Source organism: Vreelandella piezotolerans, assembly GCF_012427705.1.
Taxonomy (GTDB): domain Bacteria; phylum Pseudomonadota; class Gammaproteobacteria; order Pseudomonadales; family Halomonadaceae; genus Vreelandella; species Vreelandella piezotolerans.
Genome location: NZ_CP048602.1, coordinates 2,031,649 through 2,047,793, shown reverse-complemented (window position 1 = coordinate 2,047,793; position 16,145 = coordinate 2,031,649). Strand labels below are relative to the sequence as shown.

Below are 16,145 nucleotides of genomic sequence, written 5' to 3'. Positions count from 1 at the left end.
AATGTTAGAAACGTTGGATGGTTGGAGTAGTGCGCTGGTGGCGGGGCTCATCGCGGCGCTGATGGTGCCCGTGAATCTAATGCCCGACAGCGTATCAGAGGCGTTTCAGTACGCGTTCATGCAGCGCGCGCTGCTCACGTCGATGATGGTGGGAGCCATCTGCGGCATGCTTTCGTGTTACGTCGTGCTCAAGCGTTGGTCGTTGCTGGGGGATGCGATCTCTCATGCGGTGCTGCCTGGGGTGGCGGTTGCCTACCTGCTGGGCCTGCCTTTTTTTATCGGTGCCTTCGTCACAGGAGCGCTGACGTCGCTCGGCATTGGGGCGATCGAACGGCATACACGGATCAAATCCGATGCCGCCATGGGCATCATGTTTACCGGGGCATTTGCGCTGGGCGTCGTGCTGATCAGTAAAATCGCCTCCAGCACCCACTTGATGCATATTCTGTTCGGCAACGTGCTCGGAGTGCAACAGTCGGCACTACTGCTCACGTTGGCGGCCAGCCTCGTTGCGCTGCTGATGGTATGGCTAGCTTATCGTCCGCTCATGCTCTACGCCTTCGATCCGACTCAGGCGCAGGCACTCGGCTTCAATACCGGCGTGATTCATTACGGTTTGATTCTGCTGCTCACGCTCACCATCGTGGCCAGTTTGGAAACCGTCGGTATCATCCTCGTGGTGGCCATGCTGATTACCCCGGGCGCCACGGCCCACTTGCTGACCGACCGCTTCAAAACGATGCTGTTCATCTCCGTGGGCATTGGGGTAGGGTCTGCGGTGTTGGGGCTATGGCTGTCGTTTGCGTTTGATGTAGCGTCCGGTGGCACCATCGTCTTGGTGGCAACGGGGTGCTTCTTCACGGCGCTGCTGTTTTCGCCCAAGCACGGTGTGCTGATGCGGCTTTGGCGGCATCGGAGCTTGGGCGGCGCTAATTAGTTTCCCACCCGATGACGAGCCGTGGGTAGTCGATGATCCCAATGACGCTGTGTTTTGCATCCACGACCGGTGCTTGGGATAAACCAAACTGAGCAAACAGGCGAGCGCAATAGCGAATATTCATTTCCGGACGGACGCTAATGATCGGTTTGCTCATGATTTCGTAAAGGCTTACACGGTCTGCAGAGCGATTGACTGCGAGCACTTTTTTAGCAATATCAGAGGCTAACACTAGCCCCAGTTCATCTTTCTCATCGCGCCTATCAACGATAATAGCGGTGGCATCGTATTGCCTCATTAGTTCAATGCCGTCAGTAACGGTCATAAAACCATCGGTCGTCACATAGCGTGAGTGCATAACGTCCTGGGCAGTGCGCTCCGTCAGTGATGGGCTTGCCATTGTTAAAGCCTCTCTCTAGCCTAGCGGTTGATCGAATGCATCTTCGAGGGATTTCACTTGGTGTGCGACGCCTACTGCATCCTCGACGTCTAGCTGAAAGGCGATGCCTGTTCCCGACGTGTCGTCAAACGCACCCACTTCCGCGATCGCTTCGAGAATTGAACGGCTAATATGCTCCTCCACTAAAAAGAGCAGCACGTCGCGTTGCGACGTAATGTCCATGCCAAAAATGCCTTTTGCTTTTTTTAAGCCTTCGCCACGCGCGTTATTGATGACAGTGGCGCCAGTAGCTCCAGCATCTCTAGCTGCCTGAAGTATCTGGTCGCTTAGCTCATCTTCTACAAGCGCGACAATGAGTTTAAAGCGCATGGGTATCTCCTTGATGAGGCTTTGTCACTGACGTGCCTGAGAGTGGCTGTATTTTCGATGGCCTATTGCTTTGCCATCGAGCAATTTGGGCGTATCCCATCACCGTTATAATAGGGAATAGGCAGGCAAGCGCGATCATTCCAAAGCCATCCATTAACGCGCTACGACCGGGTATCGAAGAGGCCAATCCAAGACCTAGCGCGGCGATGATCGGCACGGTAATGGTCGATGTCGTGACGCCCCCGGAATCGAATGCAAGAGGGATAATCGACTTTGGGGATCGTAGGGTTTGGACAATCACTAAGCAGTAGGCACCCAGCACGAACCACTGCAAAGGTAGGCCCATGACGATACGCCATGCGCCCAGGGTGATTCCAAAGGCCATGCCGAGGGCAACGGCGAGCCGTAGGGTGAAAGGGTTGATCGTACCGCCGGATATTTCGCCAGCTTTGATCGACACCGCGATCAGCGATGGCTCGGCAATCGTGGTGCTTGCGCCAATCGTAAACGCGAAAATATAGACCCAGTAGTAGTCGCTCCAATGCCGCTGAGCACCCTCTGTCATGGCAGGTAGAAAATCGGGGTGCGTCAATTGGCTGGCCATCAACTCACCCATGGGAAACAGGGCTTGCTCTAGCCCTATCAAAAAGAAAGAGAGTCCCACCCATACCATGAAAAAACCAACAGCGACCTTTAGAAACCGTTTGACCGGCTTGCGGATCACCAAATATTGGAAGCCAAAAATAATCGCCACAATGGGAAGAATATCGCGTAGCGTGCCCCAAAAAATAGCCAGCATATTCATGATCTTCCCTCTGCAACGAGATCAAGGCCAACAATACCGAAAAGCAATACGAAAATGATGGGCATAACGGAAGCAAATGCAATCAAACCAAAGCCGTCCAGCATAGGGTTGCGGCCTTTGATGGCCGTGGCCAAGCCAACACCGAGTGCCGTAACAAGAGGGACGGTAATGGTGGATGTCGTGACACCGCCCGAATCATAAGCAATGCCAACGAGTTCAGCAGGCGCTAACAGCGTCAAGAGCAGTACAAGAATATAACCACCAATGATCATCAAATGCAGCGGCCAGCCTTTAAAGATACGCAGTACGCCAACGACCACGGCGGTGCCTACGGAAAGCGCTACGATCATGCGGAGCGTAAACGCAAAGGACGTTTGTGCGAGACTGCTATTCTCGATCAGACCGCTTTCGGAGACGACAATCGCTGCGCGAGCCGCCACGGCAATCAGTGCTGGCTCTGCGACGGTGGATCCAAACCCCAGTGCAAAAGCAAATAGAAGGAGCCAAACGACAGAACCTTTATGAACGAAAGCACGTGCGAGGTTCTCTCCTAAAGGAAACAGTCCCAGCTCTAGCCCCTTGATGAAGAGCGTTAGCCCGATCACTACAAACAGTAGCCCTAGTGCTAAATCGAAAAGCGCCAATGTATCGGGAAGAGGTTGTTGGATGACGAGCGTTTGAAAGAAGCTCATAACCAGCACAACGGGTAGCAAATCCCGAAGGCTGTTTTTGAGCTGCAGGGCGAGAGAGTGAATAAAGTTCATTAGCGCCCTTTTTCAATGGCTGATACGTCTATGCTCATTAGTGTAATGGTTACGCATGTCGTCTCTTTTGATCTAGGACACGTTGCGAGTGTTCTCTGGTCAACAAAGTTGGCTGCCTAACAGCAGCATCGAAGGGTCTAATGTGTGCCAGCCCCACCATGCCAGCAATATCAAGCCACTCACTATCGGTAGAGCAATCAAACTCCACCATAGACTGGAACGCATCATGTCATCACCTGTCCCGCAGAGGGGCGTGCCAGCGGCTTCTCACTGATGAACCAGTGGAGCGCGGCGGCGACCACGGATAGCACGATGGCAATCTGCCACACCGTATCGTAGTGGCCGGTGAGGTCGTACAAAAATCCACCCAGCCACACGCCCATGAACGAGCCCAGCTGATGAAAGAGAAACACGATGCCGCCCAACATGGAGAGATGGCGAACGCCAAACACCGATGCGACGATACCGTTGGTGAGCGGAACGGTGGAGAGCCATAACAGCCCCATGGCGATCCCGAAGAGATAAGCGCTGGTCGTCGTCAGGGGCAGGGCGATAAAGGCCGTGATGATCACGCCCCGGATGAGGTAAAGCCAGCTCAACAGGCGCGGTTTCGACCAGATACCCCCCATCCAGCCAGCGGTGTAGGTGCCCACGATATTGAACAGACCCACCAGCGCGAGCACCGTGGTGCCGACTTGGACGGCCAAGCCGTTATCGAACAGGTAGCCTGGCAAGTGGACCGCAATGAACACCACTTGGAAGCCGCAGACGAAAAAGCCCAGGCAAAGTAGCCAAAATCCTTTTTGCCCCGCCGCTTGGTTAAGCGCATCGCGCAGGCTCAAGTCGCCCAGTGCCTTGGGGCTGGGCCGGTCTTTGAGCATCGCGCCCAGCGGTATCATGAGTGCGGCAATCGCCCCCATGGCCAGGAGCGCAGAGGACCAGCCTAGCCACTCGATCAATCCCAGCGTGCCGGGCAGCATGGCAAATTGACCAAACGAGCCCGCCGCACTGACGATCCCCATGGCCATGCTGCGCTTCTCAGCGGGAACGGCCCGGCCGACGGCGCCCAGAATCACCGAAAACGTCGTTCCCGATAGGCCGAAGCCAATCAGCAGACCCGCGCTGACGGTCATGCCGAGCGCGCTGGTCGAAAGGCTCATGAAGCAGAGCCCCAGTACGTAGAGGATGCCGCCCGCCACGATGATTTTGGCCGCGCCAAAACGGTCGGCCAGCGCCCCGGTAAACGGCTGGGACAGCCCCCAAATGAGGTTTTGGACGGCCAGTGCGAACGCAAAGACGCCGCGCCCCCAGCCGAAATCGCTGCTCATGGGCTCGAGAAACAGCCCGAACCCATGACGCAGCCCCATGGCCGTAGAAATAACCAAGCTGGCGAGCACGATCAACAGCAGCGTGTGGTGTTTCTTGAGGGCCATGGCACGTCTCTTATGGTGGATTGGTTAACGCGTTAATCAACTATCGCATGGCATTGGCGACTTTAGAAGCTTCCAAATAGGGTGCCGAGCGTAATCACACTCATCAGCGCGGCGATGGGGAGCACGATGGTGACCATGGCGACATTGCCATACGACTGGCGGTGGGTCAGCCCGCAAATGGCCAGAAGTGTGATGACGGCGCCGGAGTGGGGGAGCGTATCCATGCCGCCCGCAGCCAGCGTCGCCACGCGGTGCATGAGCTCTGGGTCGATGCCAGCCTGTTGCGCCATGTCCAGATACTCGCTACCCAAGGTTTGGAGTGCAATGGAGAGCCCGCCGGAGGAGGAGCCGGTGATGCCTGCCAGCACGCTCATCGCCATGGCTTCGGAGATGAGGGGGTTACCGGGGGAAACATTGAGCACCGCATCGCGAAGGATGGCAAAGCCTGCCAAGCTGGCGATGACCGCGCCGTAACCCACTTCAGAGGCCGTGTTGAAAATAGGTAGCAGTGAACCAAAGCAGCCTTGATTGATGGTGACTTTCAAGTCTTGCCAGTGGTGCCAGCGGGTGATGATCAGCCAAGCCGAGGCGCTCAGCAGGGCAATCAGAATGGCCCAAAGCCCGGTCTGTCGGCTGGGTGTGACGTTATCGAACGCGTCGCTGATGAAGCTCAGGTCCATGGCCGGGAATACCCCGTAAGTAAAGAGGGCATTGAGGCCAATCACCATAACCAGTGGAATCAACGCGATGGCCAGCGGCATGCCGGGTGCTGTGTCAGTGTCGCTGTGGGTATCGGTTTCACGTTCCGTGTGGGTACCGTAACCCTCCCCTTGAGCAGCGGCTTTCTTGACTCGGGATTGAAGGTAGAACGTTCCTAAACCTAGCATGATCGACCCAGCAATGATGCCAAGCCCCGGTGCCGCGAAGCTGTTGGTGCCAAAGTAAGGGATGGGAATCGCGTTTTGGATGGCTGGCGTGCCGGGCAGCGCCGTCATGGTAAAGGTGAAGGAGCCTAGAGCGATGGAGGCGGGGATAAGGCGCTTGGGCACATTGGCCTGGCGGAACAGTTCACGGCTGATCGGGTAAATGGCAAAGGCCACGACGAACAGCGAGACACCGCCATAGGTCAGAACGGCACAGGCCATGACCACCGTCAGTACCACGTGATGGGTACCCAACCGTTTGACGATGCCATTGGAGATCGACTGGGCGGCGCCTGAGTCTGCCATCAACTGGCCGAAGAGCGCGCCCAGCAAGAAGAGAGGGAAGAACTGCATGACATAGTTGCCCAGGGCGCCCATGAAGGTATCGGTGTAAATGGGCAGTAAAAAAGCACCGTCGCCTGATAGTAAAACCGCTAACGCGGCCATCAACGGCGCAAGGAGGAGGACAGAAATGCCGCGATAGGCAAGCAGCATCAATAGCGACAACGAAATAATAATGGCGAGCATGCCCATACAGGCTCCTAAGCATTTGTTAATTTAGTAAGCGGTGCGTTTAAACAAAGGCCGGGATACTAGGCATAATGTTGCATAGCAGCAATAGCGTTGTGACTAAAGTCGTAACCAAAAGAGAGCGTCACTTTCGCCTGATTAAGCGCGCCCCATCTGTTAAAATCCGCCACCTTTGGCGTTGATGACCTTCCAATAACCCTGGGTATTTCCATGAATGCAGTAATTCTTGCAGTGCTCGTCATGGTGGCACTGTCACTTCTTCGCGTGTCCGTCGTTTTCGCACTGGTGGTTGGTGCGTTGGTAGGGGGGCTGGTCGGAGGCCTTTCCCTAGACGATACGCTCAGCGCGTTCAACGAGGGCGTCGGTGGGGGCGCTCAGGTGGCGCTGGCGTACGCAACGTTAGGCGCTTTTGCCGTGGCCATCTCTCGTTCTGGGTTGCCGGACATGCTGGCGAACCGATTGATCACTCTGTTGGGTAAAGAAGCGACCGCCGCCCACCAAGCACGGGTGAAGATGCTGCTGCTGGTGGCCGTACTGCTGGTCGCGATCTCCTCACAAAATGCCATTCCGGTCCATATCGCGTTCATTCCCGTGCTGATTCCACCGCTGCTGGCGGTGATGAATCGTCTGCAACTCGACCGCCGCGCCGTGGCCTGCGCTTTGACCTTTGGTCTTACGGCACCCTATATGCTGCTGCCGGTAGGATTCGGGGCGATCTTCTTGAACGATATTCTGTTAGCCAATCTCAACAGTGCCGGAGAGCCACTAGGGCTTGAGATCTCGCGTGGCATGGTGCCCATGGCCATGGCGCTTCCGGTGGGCGGCATGGCCATGGGCCTGTTGGTCGCCCTACTGTTTAGCTACCGCGGCCAGCGTAGCTACGCGAGTAAGGACGTGGCCGCGCCCAATGGCCAGACGCACACGCCTGTCGAACCGCACCTCTTAGGGTTAGTCATGTCAGGCGTGGCGATCGTGGCAGCGTTAGGCCTTCAGCTCTACACCGGCTCGATGATCGTTGGAGGCTTGGTGGGTATCGGCTTGCTGTCATTGGGTGGTATTTTCAAATGGCGCGAGGCTGATGATCTGTTCACCAGCGGTATGCGGATGATGGCTTTGATTGGCTTTATCATGATTTCGGCGGCAGGCTTTGCGGAAGTCATGAAAGCCACCGGCGATATCGACTCGCTGGTTGCGGGTGCCTTCGATCTGTTTGGCGATAATCGTGGCTTGGCCGCTTTGGTCATGCTGCTGGTCGGCCTGTTCATTACCCTGGGCATCGGCTCTTCGTTCTCAACCATTCCCATCATTGCGGCGATCTTCGTACCGCTGGCCGTGCAGTTTGGTTTCTCACCCATGGCGACTGTAGTGCTGGTGGGCACCGCTGCCGCCTTGGGCGATGCGGGGTCGCCAGCCTCGGATTCCACTTTGGGGCCCACCTCAGGCTTGAACGTAGACGGTCAGCACGACCATATGTGGGATAGCGTGGTGCCCACGTTCCTGCACTATAATCTTCCGCTGATTGCGTTTGGCTGGCTGGCGGCCATGACGCTTTAAGCACACTCAATACTTACCAAAAGGGCAGCGCTGAGGCTGCCCTTTTTTGATGGAAGTGCTTGATGAAAGCGCGTTGAGTGGATAAGACGTTACTGTTTAGGCAAGTGCGCTTCAAAGGCACTTAGCAGACCACGGAGTAGGGACAGCTCTTTGCGGCTAGGCTGTGCACGGGCAAACAGCGTTTGAAGTTGCTCTTCGGTACGGGCGTGGGGCTGGGTTAAAAAACCGCTTTGCTGCATCAAGCGGCCAAGATGTTCCTGGAAATAGCCAAACTGTTCGCGGCTAGGCGGCGTGGCTTCCAGCGGGCGCTGATACTCAAAACCGCTGACGTCGCGCTTGCGCCAGGCGCGATGCACTTCGTAGGCAAGAATCTGGACCGCTTGCGATAGATTGAGAATGCCGTACTCGGGATTGGCGGGAATGCTGACTTGGTGGCTGCAGCAGCGAATCTCATCGTTGGTCAACCCGGAGCGTTCGCGGCCAAACACCAGGGCCACCGGGGCATGATGGGCGTTGTCGATGACTTGCTGGGCCATCTCGTCAGGCTCGTCGAAATGGGGCAGCGGCATGCTGCGCAGCCGAGCGCTGGCACCGACCACTTGCACGCAGTCGTTCACGGCCTCTTCGAGTGTCTTTACGCAGCGAGCGTTTTCTAATACGTCCGTTGCACCGGCGGCTAGGCGAGTGGCTTCTTCATCGGGGAAGGTACGAGGATTGACCAGCACGAGCTCCGTCAGCCCCATGGTTTTCATGGCGCGGGCTGTTGCGCCTATGTTGCCCGGGTGGAACGTTTGCACCAGCACGATACGAATATTGGAAAGCACGAGAAGTCGAACCTAAAAGCTGCCAAATAAAGCCGGTGATGGTAGCACGCTTTATGACGCCATGACGTCGGTACTAATAAAAGAACCCCGCCGAAGCGGGGTTCTTGATGACGTCCAACGTCAGAGCGTTAGGCTCATGGGTGCATTACATCATGCCGCCCATGCCACCCATACCGCCCATGCCACCCATATCCGGGGCAGCTTCTTTCTCTTCCGGGTCGTCGGCGATCATGCACTCGGTGGTGATCATCAGGCCAGCAACGGAACCAGCAGACTGCAACGCAGTGCGGGTTACTTTTGCCGGGTCGAGAACACCCATTTCGAACAGGTCGCCGTACTCGCTGGTTTGCGCGTTGTAACCGAAGTTGCCTTCACCATCTTTGACGCGATTGATGACCACAGCGGCTTCTTCGCCCGCGTTGGTGACGATCTGACGCAGCGGTGCCTGCATGGCACGCAGCGCCATGTTGATACCGTGGTTCTGATCTTCGTTGTCACCGGTCAGGCCCTGTACTTTGGCCATCACGCGAACCAGGGCAGTACCGCCGCCAGGTACGACGCCTTCTTCTACGGCAGCGCGAGTCGAGTGCAGCGCATCTTCGACGCGGGCCTTCTTCTCTTTCATTTCGACTTCGGTCGCCGCACCGACGCGGATAACGGCAACGCCGCCTGCCAGTTTGGCAACGCGCTCTTGCAGCTTCTCTTTGTCGTAGTCAGAGGACGTTTCTTCGATTTGCGCGCGGATTTGGTTAACGCGCGCTTCGATGTCGTCCTCGGCACCTGCGCCATCGATGATGGTGGTGTTCTCTTTGGACATGGTCATGCGCTTGGCAGTACCCAGGTGATCCAGGTTCGCCTGCTCAAGGGTCAGACCTACTTCTTCGGAGATCACGGTGCCGTTCGTCAGGATAGCGATATCCTGCAGCATAGCTTTGCGACGGTCGCCGAAGCCAGGTGCTTTGGCAGCCGCGACTTTCACGATGCCACGCATGTTGTTCACGACCAGCGTTGCCAGCGCTTCGCCTTCGATATCTTCGGCGATGATGGCCAGCGGCTTGCCTTGCTTGGCAACGGCTTCCAGCACCGGCAGCAGTTCGCGAATGTTGGAGATCTTCTTGTCGACGAGCAGGATGTACGGATCTTCCAGCTCGACGGTCATGGTGTCTTGGTTGGTGACGAAGTAGGGCGAGAGGTAGCCGCGGTCGAACTGCATACCTTCGACCACTTCCAATTCGTCTTCGAAACCGCGACCTTCGTCAACGGTGATGACGCCTTCTTTACCGACTTTTTCCATCGCTTCGGCGATGATTTCGCCAATGCGCTTGTCGCCGTTGGCAGAGATCGTGCCTACCTGCGCAATGGACTTGGTGTCGGTGCAGGGCACGGACATCGCCTGAATCTCTTTGACCGCTGCGGTCACGGCTTGGTCAATACCGCGTTTCAAATCCATCGGGTTCATGCCCGCGGTCACGCCTTTCAGGCCTTCCGCTACGATGGCCTGTGCCAGAACGGTGGCCGTGGTGGTACCGTCACCGGCGGCGTCGGAAGTCTTGGAAGCGACTTCTTTCACCATCTGGGCGCCCATGTTCTCGAACTTGTCTTTCAGTTCGATCTCTTTTGCGACAGAGACACCGTCTTTAGTGACGGTCGGCGCGCCGAAGGATTTGTCCAATACCACGTTGCGGCCTTTCGGGCCCAGCGTGACTTTAACGGCGTTCGCCAGGACGTCGACACCACGTGCCATGCGTTTGCGAGCATCATCGGAGAACTTAACTTGCTTAGCTGCCATGTTCGTTACTTCCTAACAATTAAAATAAAAATGGGAAAGTAATTAGCCGAGTCGGATTAGCCTTCGACGACGGCCAGAATATCGGCTTCGCTCATGATCAGAACTTCTTCGCCGTTGATTTTTTGCTTCTCAACGCCAAAGCCGTCTTTAAAAATCACCGTATCGCCCACTTTTACATCCAGTGGACGTACATCGCCGTTATCCAGAATACGGCCATTACCAACGGCCAGAACTTCACCACGCGTGGGTTTTTCCTGCGCATTACCCGGTAGCACGATGCCGCCAGCGGTTTTCTGCTCTTCTTCCACGCGACGGATGACGACGCGATCGTGCAAAGGACGGATATTCATGCTCACGTTCTCCTGAGGTTCGTCAAAGCCCAAAAGGGGCAGTTAGCTTAAAGGGATTTCCGCGGGCTCAGCCCTCGGAAAGCGAAGGCGTGCTGCCTTCATGTCAATGGCGAAAGCAAAGCCTTCGCCGAACCTGTGTGCTGACACAAAAGTGGGGGCTGCCCAACGCCTTTCAAGGGGTAGGTATGAAAAAAAATACCTCGCCACCTTTGGCAATCAGGTGAATGACTTAGCGACGGCGCGGCTCATCGTCACCGCTTATGAATTCACCTTCGATAGGGCCTTCTTCACGATGGGAGGAGGGCTGTTCGTTCGACCGCCCCCAGTCTTCTGCGCCACGCTGATACTTGTGCCGATGCGAAGCGCTTTTTAAACCAACCCAGGTCAGGGCTTTCATGAGTAGTTGGCGAGCGTTGGGAATCAAGCAGGCGATACCCAGCGCGTCGGATAGGAACCCTGGGGCAAGCAAAAGAGCGCCACCAAAGATGAGGGCGGCGCCAGTCAGTAGCTCCTGAGAGGGGATTTCACCCATTTGCATGCGCTGTCGGGCGCGGGCGAAGGTGGAGACACCTTCCTTGCGAATGAGGTGAAGTCCGATGAAGCCGGTGCTTAACACAAATATCAGTGTGGCCAATAAGCCTATCTGGCTGCCGATTGAAAAAAGCAGCACAAAGTCCAGTAGCGTAAAGAGCGATATAAAGAGAAGAATAGGCATAGCCAGCTCCAAGACGGTCGTAATTAACGGATATGGTGACAGAAATATAAAAAACAAGCAGTCCCATGAGTGTCCCAACGCCCTGGTGGGCTCGATATTTTTCGTGGGCTCTTCTATGCTGCAATGCAAAAAGAAAGGCAAGGCGTGCTGGATGGGTTGTCAATTCGGCAGACAAACCTGCTAAGGAGAGAGAGATGCAAGTGGACAAGAAAGTGATTGCAATAACGGGGGGCGCTCGAGGCCTTGGGTTTGCTATTGCGCAACGGTTAGGTAGACAAGGAGCCCATCTTGCGCTGTTGGATATGAGTGCTGAGGCCCTGGATGGGGCGGTGTCTGCTTTAAGTGCAGAGGGGGTGACCGCTCAGGCTTTCGTAGTCAACGTTGCAGATGAGGCATCCGTCGAGCGTGCGTTTGCCGATATCGCCGATCGAATGGGCCCGGTCAGTGGCTGTGTGAACAATGCTGGGATTACCGATGATGGCCTATTGATCAAAGCTAGAGATGGCGTCGTTGAAAAACGCATGTCACTCTCCTCGTGGCAGCGCGTACTGGACGTTAATTTGACGGGGGTATTCTTATGCGGTCGTGAGGCGGCGGCCCAGATGGTCGAGGCGGGACATGACGGCGTTATCGTCAATATTTCCAGCATTTCTCGCGCGGGCAATATGGGGCAAAGCAATTACGCTGCCGCCAAAGCGGGAGTGCATGCCCTAACCGTTACGTGGGGAAAAGAGTTGGCGCGCTACGGGGTGCGCACCGGTACCGTCGCGCCTGGCTTTATCGAAACCGAGATGACGGCCTCGATGCGTCCCGATATGTTAGAAAGAATCGAATCTAACGTTCCGTTAAAGCATTTAGGCGAGCCGGATCATATTGCTCAAAGTGTCGCGTTCATTTTTGATAATGATTATTTCACCGCACGCATTATCGAATGTGATGGGGGGTTGCGGCTTTAAAACCGCTTACCGATGACGACGCTGCGGTTAGAATTGAAAGTAGTCTCGCTGAATATCACGCTGAAAGTACATTTCTAAACGCAGTGTCATTGCCCAGCGGGGGTCGTAACTATCCTCGCGCTGAAAATGCAGCTCTGGTATGACATCGCCAAACAGAATGCCTTTGTGAAGATCGCGACGGTAGCGGGTTTGTAGGTAATAGTTGGTCATGCGTGGATTGGAAGCGCTTTCACCAATCGCAATGGCTGAATGACGTAGTGCACTGCGGTCGTTCAGACGCTGATTGAGCTGAGCGACTTCGCTAAACTCCAGCTTGTCTTCTTCCTCTCGCCATTGGACGGTAGTGATAAAGCGCAAATGTCTATTTTCGGAGAGTGGGCGACCTATGTCCCACGTCGTGCGTGCCGAATAGCCTTCATTATTGAACCAGGATAGACGGTTGAAGGACTCCAGCTGCCAGGGGCCGTCGCCAATGTCCCACAGCCGCTCGCTAGTGAAACGAACATACGGGTCGAGTGGCATACGTAGGCGAATACCTGCGCCTATCCGATTGCTCCAATTTTCTCGTTTATCACGGCTTTCTAACCAGTCGAGGCCAAATGTAGACGTGCTGCGGTCTCTCTGATCATTGTAGAGGCGACCCGAACCTTGATCGGCTAGCGTACCCTGCGACTCTTCTGGATCGCTCTCGACCACGAGTCTCAAACGCTCCTCGGTGGTGGGCAGGTCGATGCGATAACGAACGCTAATGTCACCGTTGGTGCCGTCACCTTCCATCCAGTCGATTTCTTGGCCTAAACGTAAGTAGGACTTGTTTTGGACAGTGGCCGAGTGTTCACCGCCAAAAAAAGCATCAATATTACGAGACGTATTGTCGACCCAATTGCCGATGCGGGCGCGGAAAGGTTCTACCCGTTCTTCGGCCCAGTCAGGTAAGTCGCTGTCTTCCTCATCCGCATGCACACCGAACGAGAGGGTACTCAGCGCGCCTAACCAAACGAGTGCAATGATAGGTTTCATAGGAACGTCCCCGCCTTTTAATTAGGTGCGCACATCATTGTGCTTTATGCATCTCGATGGCTTTTGCCCACTCCAGTACTCGCTTGCGATCGCGCCGACTGTTCATGCGCTCGGTATCTACTTTAAGCGGCGTGAGTTGGTGGAGCGGATCCGCGTTTAAATCCAAAGCAAAGCGCCTCGAGGCACCGACCGGCATATCTTCGGAGCCATAAATTGCGATGACTCGTATCTCGAGCTCTGGTGTTTGCTCTTGCAAGGTGCCTTGGTCTAGCTTCCAGTGCTGAACCAACTGATCCACGATCGAGCCAAACGACTGTATGTGCAAATAATCTCCCGATGCCAAAGGCCCCTGATGGGTGCGGTAGCACTCTTCGTTGTCATCCCCGCTTTGCTGCTGATACTCGACGACATCCAATTCATACACTCCTTCGCGAGTGTGCAGGACGGCGACCAAGTGTTGAATATAGATAGCCTCACTGCTCATATTGCTGATCAAGCACAGGGCTTTGGTGCCGATACCTTTACCCCGATTGACGATGATGCGAGGTCGGCGTTGTCGCACGTAGCCGTTATAGAGCAGTTGCGCGTAAAACACCCATACGAACAGTGTACAAATACTGGCCACTGCAGAAATTGCCTGAGCATTGTCGTTCAGCCATTGCATAAGTTGAGATCCTTCTCAAAATTGACGGCGTAGATTGACCGATAACGTAGCCTAAAAAAAGGGCGAAGTCAGCTAGTTAGGTTGATACGATGAAGGGGAGTTGAAAACAAAAAAATTCGGCTAGCTATGCGCTACCGAATCCTTTGAGGTTTTACATTTTAAATTGGTGCGGATGGGGAGACTCGAACTCCCACACCTTACGGCACTAGAACCTAAATCTAGCGTGTCTACCAATTCCACCACATCCGCAGAAGACGAGGCATATATTATCAACTTCTGCGTTAATGTCAATCACGATGCGCTGCTATTTTGACTGTCAGACATGGGATGTACATACAATGATGAAATGGACCATGGTCATGAATCAGTGGCTTAAGCGAGGTTTGCCAGGTTACTGCGCCTTTTGTTTGTGCTCTCGAGCAACTGAAAGCGGATGGTGTGAGGAGTGCTATGCGCAACTGCCTTGGAATCGAGTGAGCTGCGAGCAGTGTGCCGAACCGCTTTTGGGCGCCGGTGAGAGTCGCTGCGGCCACTGTTTGGTAGAGCCGCCGAGCTTTACGATCACCACTGCAGCACTTTGCTATCAAGAGGTTGTGTCGCAACTAGTGCATGATTTCAAATTTCAGGCGTCGCCTCGTGCCGGTCAGTTGCTAGTGAATTTGATGCTTTCACAACCACCGCCCGCGTTGGGTAACGCTTTGCTTCCAGTCCCCATGTTTCCAGCGCGGGCTAAAGAACGTGGCTTTAATCAAGCACATTGGCTGGCCAAACGGCTCGGCAAGAGCACGGGTATGCCAGTCCTTCGAGCGCGTTGTATCAAACAGATGCCTTCACAACGCTCTTTGAATCGTAAAGAGCGGCGCCGAAACGTAAGCGACGCCTTTAGGATGGAGGGGGGCATACCTGAACATGTCACCATCGTCGATGATGTAGTCACCACAGGGGCAACCGGCCATGCCTTGGCCGCCGCTGCGCTGGCACAGGGTGCGAAGCGCGTGGACGTATGGGCAGCTGCTCGCACACCCTTTCAGAAGAGTTGATAAACTAGTCAGCTCTTTTAAGGAGTCATTTATGTCGCATCCGTTTAGTGCGCTGTCACCTGACCTCGTCATGTCGGCAATAGAGTCAATCGGTATCTGGCCTTCAGGGGAACCCTTTGCTTTGAATAGCTATGAAAACCGTGTGCTGATGTTCCGTGATGACACGGGTGCCCGTTGGGTCGTGAAATTTTACCGGCCGGGACGTTGGTCCAACGAAGCGATCGAAGAAGAGCACGCGTTCTTAACCGAATTGACCCAGGCAGGCGTGCCTGTCGTCGCACCTTGGCGAGATGCGCATTGCAGATCTTTGCATACGTTTGGGCCATTTCGTTTTGCGCTGTTTTCTCAATGCTCTGGTCAAGCGCCGGAGTTGGATAACCCGGACCACTTGTTTGCCTTAGGGGAGGTGTTAGGACGGCTTCACGAAGTGGCAGCGCAAGCCCCTTTTCAGCACCGTGACACGCTGCGGCTAGCGGAAGGTGTCAGTGATGCCGAGCGGCGTGTTCTGGCAAGCCCGTGGCTGAATGACCATCAGGCGCGCGCTTATCAACGGGTAGTGAATAAGATACGTCAACATTTAGAGAGCGTAGCGTTGAGCGCTGAGTGTATGATTCGGGCTCACGGTGACTGCCACTTAGGTAACGTATTAGGTCGTGATGGAGACTTCCATCTTGTCGATTTCGACGACTGCTTGATGGCGCCTGCCATTCAGGACGTTTGGATGCTGTTACCCATGGAAGAGCCTCAGCAGTGGCGCACGCAGCTTAGTGAAATCGTCGAGGGGTACGAAGAAACCAGGCCATTTCCGCATGAGCAAATGTCACTCATCGAGCCTTTAAGAGCGTATCGTCTCACACGACACGCGGCTTGGTTGGTTAGTCGCTGGGAAGACCCGGCTTTTCCTCGCGCATTTCCCTGGTTGGCGGAAGCGGGTTACTGGGATCAACACATACGACAGCTCGAGCAGCAGTTGCTTCAGTTAGAAACGCCATTGTGGCTGGCCTAGCATCGAACAACGATGAGGAAAGGACACAGCGACCTTTCGTATTCAACGACGAAAGGCCGCGGTAT

Annotated in this window: 17 protein-coding genes and 1 tRNA gene; 5 read left to right on the top strand and 13 right to left on the bottom strand. The window is 55.1% G+C overall.

What is annotated here, in order from left to right; all coding sequences use genetic code 11:
* Position 1: 1 nt before the first annotated feature.
* Positions 2 to 937 carry a metal ABC transporter permease gene (locus GYM47_RS09425; protein ID WP_153843387.1) on the top strand — a complete coding sequence of 312 codons (936 nt, stop codon included), beginning with the start codon at positions 2 to 4 and terminating at the stop codon, positions 935 to 937.
* Here the strand turns inward: GYM47_RS09425 and GYM47_RS09420 are convergent.
* From GYM47_RS09420 to GYM47_RS09395, 6 genes are all read right to left on the bottom strand, one after another.
* A complete protein-coding gene (locus tag GYM47_RS09420) occupies positions 930 to 1,295 on the bottom strand; it encodes a CBS domain-containing protein (RefSeq protein WP_231125613.1) in 366 nt (121 codons plus the stop codon). The two genes, GYM47_RS09425 and GYM47_RS09420, sit on opposite strands and share 8 nt — an antisense overlap.
* Before the next feature lie 57 nt (positions 1,296 to 1,352).
* Positions 1,353 to 1,706 carry a P-II family nitrogen regulator gene (locus tag GYM47_RS09415; protein ID WP_044628015.1) on the bottom strand — a complete coding sequence of 118 codons (354 nt, stop codon included), beginning with the start codon at positions 1,704 to 1,706 and terminating at the stop codon, positions 1,353 to 1,355.
* Positions 1,696 to 2,511 (bottom strand): Na,Li,K/H(+) antiporter subunit UmpB, encoded by an 816-nt coding sequence (gene umpB, locus GYM47_RS09410; RefSeq protein WP_153843386.1) that lies wholly within the window; start codon positions 2,509 to 2,511, stop codon positions 1,696 to 1,698. Before umpB ends, GYM47_RS09415 begins: the two co-directional genes overlap by 11 nt.
* Entirely contained in the window at positions 2,508 to 3,275 is a 768-nt protein-coding gene (locus GYM47_RS09405; protein ID WP_128082409.1) for a DUF1538 domain-containing protein, read from the bottom strand. The genes umpB and GYM47_RS09405 overlap by 4 nt, the downstream gene beginning before the upstream one ends.
* A gap of 224 nt (positions 3,276 to 3,499) precedes the next feature.
* Positions 3,500 to 4,708: an MFS transporter gene (locus tag GYM47_RS09400; protein WP_153843385.1), complete on the bottom strand. Its 1,209-nt coding sequence runs from the start codon at positions 4,706 to 4,708 to the stop codon at positions 3,500 to 3,502.
* A 62-nt stretch (positions 4,709 to 4,770) separates the two neighbouring features.
* The gene (locus GYM47_RS09395) at positions 4,771 to 6,165 is read right to left on the bottom strand and encodes a GntP family permease (RefSeq protein ID WP_153843384.1); all 1,395 of its coding nucleotides are present in this window, start codon (positions 6,163 to 6,165) and stop codon (positions 4,771 to 4,773) included.
* 207 nt (positions 6,166 to 6,372) lie between these two features.
* Here GYM47_RS09395 and GYM47_RS09390 point away from each other — a divergent pair, with 207 nt between their 5' ends.
* On the top strand, positions 6,373 to 7,716 hold the full coding sequence (locus tag GYM47_RS09390; RefSeq protein ID WP_062374386.1) for a Na+/H+ antiporter family protein: 1,344 nt from the start codon (positions 6,373 to 6,375) through the stop codon (positions 7,714 to 7,716).
* Between the two features lie 89 nt (positions 7,717 to 7,805).
* Here the strand turns inward: GYM47_RS09390 and GYM47_RS09385 are convergent, their stop codons facing one another.
* The 4 genes from GYM47_RS09385 to GYM47_RS09370 all read right to left on the bottom strand — a co-directional run bounded on the left by GYM47_RS09385 (position 7,806) and on the right by GYM47_RS09370 (position 11,394).
* Positions 7,806 to 8,540: an RNA methyltransferase gene (locus GYM47_RS09385; RefSeq protein ID WP_153843383.1), complete on the bottom strand. Its 735-nt coding sequence runs from the start codon at positions 8,538 to 8,540 to the stop codon at positions 7,806 to 7,808.
* A 145-nt stretch (positions 8,541 to 8,685) separates the two neighbouring features.
* Positions 8,686 to 10,329 carry a chaperonin GroEL gene (groL, locus tag GYM47_RS09380; RefSeq protein WP_139527376.1) on the bottom strand — a complete coding sequence of 548 codons (1,644 nt, stop codon included), beginning with the start codon at positions 10,327 to 10,329 and terminating at the stop codon, positions 8,686 to 8,688.
* A 56-nt stretch (positions 10,330 to 10,385) separates the two neighbouring features.
* Positions 10,386 to 10,679, bottom strand: a complete 294-nt coding sequence (locus GYM47_RS09375; protein ID WP_139527377.1) for a co-chaperone GroES — start codon at positions 10,677 to 10,679, stop codon at positions 10,386 to 10,388.
* A 229-nt stretch (positions 10,680 to 10,908) separates the two neighbouring features.
* A complete protein-coding gene (locus GYM47_RS09370) occupies positions 10,909 to 11,394 on the bottom strand; it encodes an FxsA family protein (RefSeq protein ID WP_153843382.1) in 486 nt (161 codons plus the stop codon).
* 194 nt (positions 11,395 to 11,588) lie between these two features.
* Between GYM47_RS09370 and GYM47_RS09365 the strand changes: the two genes are divergently transcribed.
* Complete coding sequence (locus GYM47_RS09365) at positions 11,589 to 12,350, top strand: SDR family oxidoreductase (protein ID WP_139527379.1); 762 nt, start codon at positions 11,589 to 11,591, stop codon at positions 12,348 to 12,350.
* 27 nt (positions 12,351 to 12,377) lie between these two features.
* Here the strand turns inward: GYM47_RS09365 and GYM47_RS09360 are convergent, their stop codons facing one another.
* The 3 genes from GYM47_RS09360 to GYM47_RS09350 form a co-directional block, all read right to left on the bottom strand.
* Entirely contained in the window at positions 12,378 to 13,370 is a 993-nt protein-coding gene (locus GYM47_RS09360) for a hypothetical protein (RefSeq protein ID WP_139527380.1), read from the bottom strand.
* A gap of 34 nt (positions 13,371 to 13,404) precedes the next feature.
* Complete coding sequence (locus tag GYM47_RS09355; RefSeq protein ID WP_139527381.1) at positions 13,405 to 14,034, bottom strand: hypothetical protein; 630 nt, start codon at positions 14,032 to 14,034, stop codon at positions 13,405 to 13,407.
* A gap of 164 nt (positions 14,035 to 14,198) precedes the next feature.
* A tRNA-Leu gene (locus GYM47_RS09350) sits at positions 14,199 to 14,283 on the bottom strand.
* A gap of 35 nt (positions 14,284 to 14,318) precedes the next feature.
* Between GYM47_RS09350 and GYM47_RS18505 the strand changes: the two genes are divergently transcribed.
* Both GYM47_RS18505 and GYM47_RS09345 read left to right on the top strand, forming a co-directional pair.
* A complete protein-coding gene (locus GYM47_RS18505; RefSeq protein WP_331250799.1) occupies positions 14,319 to 15,074 on the top strand; it encodes a double zinc ribbon domain-containing protein in 756 nt (251 codons plus the stop codon).
* A gap of 31 nt (positions 15,075 to 15,105) precedes the next feature.
* Positions 15,106 to 16,080, top strand: a complete 975-nt coding sequence (locus GYM47_RS09345; protein ID WP_153843381.1) for a serine/threonine protein kinase — start codon at positions 15,106 to 15,108, stop codon at positions 16,078 to 16,080.
* Positions 16,081 to 16,145 lie beyond the last annotated feature (65 nt).

What these genes read in the sequence shown, in the direction of transcription:
- GYM47_RS09345 (WP_153843381.1), top strand. Translation starts at nt 15,106, where the DNA reads ATGTCGCATCCGTTTAGTGCGCTGTCACCTGACCTCGTCATGTCGGCA.
- GYM47_RS18505 (WP_331250799.1), top strand. Translation starts at nt 14,319, where the DNA reads ATGTCAATCACGATGCGCTGCTATTTTGACTGTCAGACATGGGATGTA.
- GYM47_RS09400 (WP_153843385.1), bottom strand. Translation starts at nt 4,708, where the DNA reads ATGGCCCTCAAGAAACACCACACGCTGCTGTTGATCGTGCTCGCCAGC.
- GYM47_RS09405 (WP_128082409.1), bottom strand. Translation starts at nt 3,275, where the DNA reads ATGAACTTTATTCACTCTCTCGCCCTGCAGCTCAAAAACAGCCTTCGG.
- umpB (WP_153843386.1), bottom strand. Translation starts at nt 2,511, where the DNA reads ATGAATATGCTGGCTATTTTTTGGGGCACGCTACGCGATATTCTTCCC.
- GYM47_RS09370 (WP_153843382.1), bottom strand. Translation starts at nt 11,394, where the DNA reads ATGCCTATTCTTCTCTTTATATCGCTCTTTACGCTACTGGACTTTGTG.
- GYM47_RS09390 (WP_062374386.1), top strand. Translation starts at nt 6,373, where the DNA reads ATGAATGCAGTAATTCTTGCAGTGCTCGTCATGGTGGCACTGTCACTT.
- GYM47_RS09425 (WP_153843387.1), top strand. Translation starts at nt 2, where the DNA reads ATGTTAGAAACGTTGGATGGTTGGAGTAGTGCGCTGGTGGCGGGGCTC.
- GYM47_RS09375 (WP_139527377.1), bottom strand. Translation starts at nt 10,679, where the DNA reads ATGAATATCCGTCCTTTGCACGATCGCGTCGTCATCCGTCGCGTGGAA.
- GYM47_RS09395 (WP_153843384.1), bottom strand. Translation starts at nt 6,165, where the DNA reads ATGGGCATGCTCGCCATTATTATTTCGTTGTCGCTATTGATGCTGCTT.
- GYM47_RS09365 (WP_139527379.1), top strand. Translation starts at nt 11,589, where the DNA reads ATGCAAGTGGACAAGAAAGTGATTGCAATAACGGGGGGCGCTCGAGGC.
- groL (WP_139527376.1), bottom strand. Translation starts at nt 10,329, where the DNA reads ATGGCAGCTAAGCAAGTTAAGTTCTCCGATGATGCTCGCAAACGCATG.
- GYM47_RS09420 (WP_231125613.1), bottom strand. Translation starts at nt 1,295, where the DNA reads ATGCACTCACGCTATGTGACGACCGATGGTTTTATGACCGTTACTGAC.
- GYM47_RS09415 (WP_044628015.1), bottom strand. Translation starts at nt 1,706, where the DNA reads ATGCGCTTTAAACTCATTGTCGCGCTTGTAGAAGATGAGCTAAGCGAC.
- GYM47_RS09360 (WP_139527380.1), bottom strand. Translation starts at nt 13,370, where the DNA reads ATGAAACCTATCATTGCACTCGTTTGGTTAGGCGCGCTGAGTACCCTC.
- GYM47_RS09355 (WP_139527381.1), bottom strand. Translation starts at nt 14,034, where the DNA reads ATGCAATGGCTGAACGACAATGCTCAGGCAATTTCTGCAGTGGCCAGT.